This window comes from Brevibacterium samyangense (assembly GCF_039529845.1).
Classification (GTDB): Bacteria; Actinomycetota; Actinomycetes; order Actinomycetales; family Brevibacteriaceae; genus Brevibacterium; species Brevibacterium samyangense.
Genome location: NZ_BAAANO010000020.1, coordinates 1 through 4,889, shown reverse-complemented (window position 1 = coordinate 4,889; position 4,889 = coordinate 1). Strand labels below are relative to the sequence as shown.

The following is a 4,889-nucleotide window of genomic DNA, read 5'->3' as shown; positions in this document are numbered from 1 at the left end:
GGGGGGGGGGGGGGGGGGGGGGGGGGGGGGCGCCTCGGCGATCCCGGGGCCGAGTTCCTCCTCGAGCACCGGCAGCACGGTGTGCCGGACCCGGACGCGGGCGTAGCGGGGGTCCTCGTTCATCGGGTCCTCCCAGACCGGGATGTCGCGGGCGGCGCAACTGGCGCGGGTGTCGGCACGCGACACGTCGAGGAGGGGGCGCCGGACCGCCACGCCGTGCACCGTGCCGCTCACGGACATTCCGGTGAGGGCGCGGGCACCGGACCCGCGGGCGAGGCCGAGGAGGACGGTCTCCGCCTGGTCCTCGCGGGTGTGCCCGGTGAGGACGGCACACGCACCGCGGTCCTCGGCGACCCGGGCGAGCGCGGTGTACCGACCGGTCCGCGCTGCCGCCTCGAGCCCCTCCCGGCCCGGAGTCACCTCGGCTCGGACGACGACGTGGTCGAGCCCGAGCGCCCGCACCCGGTCACGGGTCCGGGCGGCGACCTCCGCGGAGTCCGCCTGGAGACCGTGGTCGACGGTGACTCCGAGGAACGCATGACCGTCCGTGCCCTGCAGGAACGCGCACGCGGCGGCGAGCGCCATGGAATCGGCCCCGCCGGAGATGCCGACGAGGAACAGACTCGGTTCCCCCACCGTCGCGAGGTCTTCACGGACCGCGTTCCGGATCCGCGCCGTCGCGGGGTCGAGCCGTGGCCTCCGACCGGCCTGCGAGTGCGGGTCCGTCATGCGCCGCTCCCCGGTACTCGGCGCAGCCACTGCTCCGGGTCCGCGAGCTCCTCCGCTGTCGGAAGACACGACGGCTCGTCCCACAACGGTCGCAGACCCACGTGCCCGCGTTCCCGCACGACCGCGCGGACGAACTCGGCTCCCTGCGTGTACTGGGCGAGTTTCCCCTCGAGCCCGAGCAGGGAACCGAGAAGCCGCGCGATGCCCGAGGAGGTGTCGGAACGGCGGGCGTCGAATGCCTTCCGCAGGCGCCTGCCCGAGGGCAGCGTGCGCCGCGGCACCGCGTCCATGACGACGTCCGCGTGGCCCTCGAGCACGCTCATGAGCGTGATGACGGCGTCGAGGCGTGCCGGGTCGAGGTCGGGCCCCGCGGCGAGCAGGGCACTCGTGTGGGACCGGAGGGTCTCCCGCAGCCAGGGGGCGGCGGCGAACTGGACCTGGTGCGTGCGTTCGTGGAGCGCGACCCAGAGGCGGAAGTCCCGGGGTTTCGCGGCGAGTGCCCGTTCGTGTTCGAGGACGTTGGGGGCGACGAGCAGCAATCGACCGGCCCCGGACTCCCCGCGCCCCGCGCCTCCCGCATCGGCTCCGCGGCCCGCCCCGAAGGGATCGAACTGGCCGAGGACCCGGGGACCGAGGAAGGCGAGGGCCGCCCCGAGCTCCGCACCCGTGACGGTGCCGGCGCCCCGCGCCAGCGCGGCTTGCACGGTCCCGAGCGCCCCTCCGCGCGCCTCCTCCGGGAGGAGACCGGCGAACATCCGGGCGTTCGCCCCGGCCCATCCGAGTCGGTCGACCACGACGATCTCCCCGGCCGCCACCGTGTTCCGCGCCCGGTCCTCCGTGCCGGGATCGAGCCGCATGATGTCGAGGACGAGATCGGTCGCCGTCGCCGCGGCGTCCCGGAGGTCCGCCACGAGAGTCCGGGCGACCTCCGGGTCCGGGACGGCGGAGACGGGCATGAGTTCCCGTGCCGTCCGCGTGGCGGCACGGGCGGTCAACGCGGTACGGAGCGACGGCGCGGGGCGCCCGGACGACCCGGTCACGAGCACCCGCAGGCGGCGACCCGCGCCACCGCGTCGTCGAGGACCGTGCGTGCTCCTCCGGCGGTCCCCCGCTGGAGGTTGCTCGAGAGCATCGCGAAGACGAGGAGCCGATCGTCCGCGGTGAGGATCGTGCCACCGAGGGACGTGACGGTGCTGAGCGTGCCGGTCTTCGCCCGGACGACCCCGGCACCGGCGCGGGACTCCTCGTCGACGAAGCGTTCCGCGAGAGTCCCTGTCAGGCCGGCGACCGGGAGTGCCGGTGCGAGGAGCGAGAGGTCACCGTCGGACTGTGCGGCCGCCCCGAGGAGGGAGACGAGGTCGTGGGCGGAGATCCGGTTCGCGTAGTCGAGACCGGAGACGTCCGCGAGGTGGATCGACCCCGCGTCGAGCCCCTGCGTCCCGAGCGCCTCGAGGACCGCTCCGGGCGCCGCGGCACCCGAGCCCTCGTGCCCGAGCGCCAGGGCCACCTCCCGGCCGACGACCTCCGCGACGACGTTGTCGGAGTGCTGGAGGAAGTACTCGGTCACCGCGGACACCGGAGCGGACTCCACCGCGGCGAGGTCGACGGCGTCCGCAGGTGCGGGCACGGGCTCGTCGCGTTGACCGGTGACGGTGATGCCCGCGACCGTGAGAGCGGTGGCGAAGGCACCCAGCGCGTCCTTCTCCGGGGTCTGCGATCGCGCGTGGTCCCCTTCGGCCGGGGTCGCGCCACTGTTCACCATGAGCGGGACGATCCGGGTGATGAAGCCGTTGGAGATGTCGACGCGTTCCCAACCGGCATTGAACGCCGGGCCCGTGTACCGGGACGTGTCGACCGCGAGCTCCACCCGCGTGACTCCAGCTTCACCGAGGGCTTCGGCGGCGTCCGCCGCGAGGGTCCCGAGCCCTGCCCGCCCGTTCACCCGGGTCGCGTCCGAGGCACCCGTGCCGAGGAGGACGTCACCGCCGCCGACGAGGTGGACGACGGCGGTGCCGGCCTCCGCATCGACCGCGCTCGCCCGCGCACTCGTCGTGAAGGTCGTCTGCGAGCCGAGGGTCCCGAGGGCCGCCGCCGCGGTGACGATCTTCGTCGTCGAGGCCGGCGTGTGCCCGGCGTCCGGGTTCCGGGCGTACAGGACCTCCCCCGTGGCGGCGTCGCGGATCTCGGCACCGACCGGCCCGGTGAGTCGGTCGTCGTCGAGCATCGGGTCGAGGATCCCGGCGAGGCCCTGCGGGACCGGGGCGTCCGCCGGGGCCGCGGCGAGCGCCTCGGCGTCCCAGGAACTCCCGGCCGCGAGGCCGGAGACGGTGGGGTGCGGGAGAGGGTCGGCGACGACCTCGGGTGCGAGGGTGAGGACACCGGGGACCCGATCGAGGGCGTCCGCGGTGCCGTACGCGGCGAGCGCGAGAACGAGCACCCCCGCCGAGGCGCCCCACACCCTCCGGTTGCGGCGCGCCTTCACAGGTGTCCGGGCACCGGTGCCGGCCGCGGCCCCTGCTCCACCCCGACGGGCGGACCGGCGCCGTTCGGCTCCGCGGGGTCGTCTGCTCGGCGTCTGTTCCACGCCCCCATGCTAGGACCTCGGAGGGCACGAGCTCTGCGCGGACGTGCGGGCGGTGCCTACTATGCTGGGCTCCGGCAACCGGAACCCGGCAGGCGGTCCCACCCGGGCCGCCTTCGCACCCAAGGAGCATTCATGGAACTTCTCGCCACGATCGAGATCCCGCAGGGATCCCGCAACAAGTACGAGGTCGACCACGAGACCGGCAAGGTCAAGCTCGACCGCTACCTGTACACCTCGATGGCGTACCCGACCGATTACGGCTTCTTCGACGACACCCTCGGTGAGGACGGCGACCCGCTCGACGTCCTCGTGCTCCTCCACGAGTCCGTGTTCCCCGGCTGCGGTGTCGACGCGCGTCCGATCGGCGTGTTCCGCATGGAGGACGAGGCCGGCGGTGACGACAAGGTCCTCGCGGTGCTCGCCGGCGACCCGCGCTTCGACGCGATCCAGGACATCACCGACGTCGACACATTCACCCTCGACGCGATCGAGCACTTCTTCGTCCACTACAAGGACCTCGAGCCGGGCAAGTTCGTCAAGGGCTCGACGTGGGAGAACCGCGAGGAGGCCGAGCGCATCGTGAACGAGTCGATCGAGCGCTTCAAGGCCGAGGGTCACTGACCCCGACGGACCGGCCTCGGCGGCACAGCGGCCCCGGTGCACCAGGACGACCTGATGCACCGGGGCCGCTTTGTGCCCTCAATCGGAACCCTCTGCAACGGGCACTGTTCCGTACGGGGTAAAACTGCAGGTCACAGGCGTGACCGGCACTCGGGACCTGCGCCGCCGGTTGTGAGCCTTATCACGCACTTCAAATGAGGTAAGCCTAACAAGCAGTGCTCGCGCGCGTGTGCAATCGTTCCGATATGCATCTCGATCACGTGTCTTTCGCAAGCGAACCGGATGGGTATCGCGCCACCGCTGATCGAATCTCGGCACAGCTGGGAATCGAGTACTACGACGGCGGGGTTCACCCCCGGTTCGGAACCCGCAACCTCATCTTCCCCCTGGAATCGGGCCACTACATCGAAGTGGTCGAAGCCCTCGAACACCCGGCTTCCCTCTCCACCCCCTACGGCCAGGCCGTGCGCGCCCGCAGTGAGCTCGGCGGTGGCTGGATGGGGTGGTGCGTGGGCGTCACGGACCTCGACGCCGTCGAGGACCGTCTCGAACGCAAGGCGGTGGACGGCAACCGCACTCCTCCGGACACCGGCGTGGAACTGCGCTGGAAGCAGATCGGGGTCAAGGGACTCATCGCGGATCCACAGCTGCCGTACTTCATCCACTGGATCTCCGCGAAGGACCAGCACCCCTCCGCACGCGGTACCGGGACGGGTGTCGAGATCGACGCCCTCCAGATCGCCGGCAACCGCGACCGCCTGCGCGAATGGCTCGGCACCGACGTACCGAAGCCCATTCCGGAGATCAACATCGATTGGACCGCTCCGCACGCCGCCCCCGGACTCATGGCCGTGACGCTCCGGACCCCGAACGGTCCCGTCACCCTCTGAGGGTCCCCGGCTCCTGCCGGTCCCCGACGACGCCCGAGGCGCCGCTCCCTGCTCAGGGGGCGGCG

At 72.4% G+C, this 4,889-nt stretch carries 5 protein-coding genes; 2 read left to right on the top strand and 3 right to left on the bottom strand.

What is annotated here, in order from left to right; translation table 11 throughout:
* From tilS to dacB, 3 genes are all read right to left on the bottom strand, one after another.
* Window positions 1–729: tRNA lysidine(34) synthetase TilS (gene tilS / locus ABD172_RS10655; RefSeq protein ID WP_344309472.1), on the bottom strand; the 729-nt coding region annotated here is incomplete at its 3' end.
* Window positions 726–1,769 (bottom strand): zinc-dependent metalloprotease, encoded by a 1,044-nt coding sequence (locus tag ABD172_RS10650; RefSeq protein WP_344309470.1) that lies wholly within the window; start codon window positions 1,767–1,769, stop codon window positions 726–728. The genes ABD172_RS10650 and tilS, both read right to left, overlap by 4 nt.
* Window positions 1,766–3,313 (bottom strand): D-alanyl-D-alanine carboxypeptidase/D-alanyl-D-alanine endopeptidase, encoded by a 1,548-nt coding sequence (dacB, locus tag ABD172_RS10645; RefSeq protein ID WP_344309468.1) that lies wholly within the window; start codon window positions 3,311–3,313, stop codon window positions 1,766–1,768. The genes ABD172_RS10650 and dacB overlap by 4 nt, the downstream gene beginning before the upstream one ends.
* Window positions 3,314–3,445: 132 nt before the next feature.
* Here dacB and ABD172_RS10640 point away from each other — a divergent pair, with 132 nt between their 5' ends.
* On the top strand, window positions 3,446–3,934 hold the full coding sequence (locus ABD172_RS10640) for an inorganic diphosphatase (RefSeq protein ID WP_344309466.1): 489 nt from the start codon (window positions 3,446–3,448) through the stop codon (window positions 3,932–3,934).
* A gap of 245 nt (window positions 3,935–4,179) precedes the next feature.
* Window positions 4,180–4,824 carry a VOC family protein gene (locus tag ABD172_RS10635; protein WP_344309464.1) on the top strand — a complete coding sequence of 215 codons (645 nt, stop codon included), beginning with the start codon at window positions 4,180–4,182 and terminating at the stop codon, window positions 4,822–4,824.
* Window positions 4,825–4,889 lie beyond the last annotated feature (65 nt).

Excerpts from the sequence above, each read along its gene's own strand:
- ABD172_RS10635 (WP_344309464.1), top strand. The coding sequence starts at position 4,180 with ATGCATCTCGATCACGTGTCTTTCGCAAGCGAACCGGATGGGTATCGC.
- ABD172_RS10640 (WP_344309466.1), top strand. The coding sequence starts at position 3,446 with ATGGAACTTCTCGCCACGATCGAGATCCCGCAGGGATCCCGCAACAAG.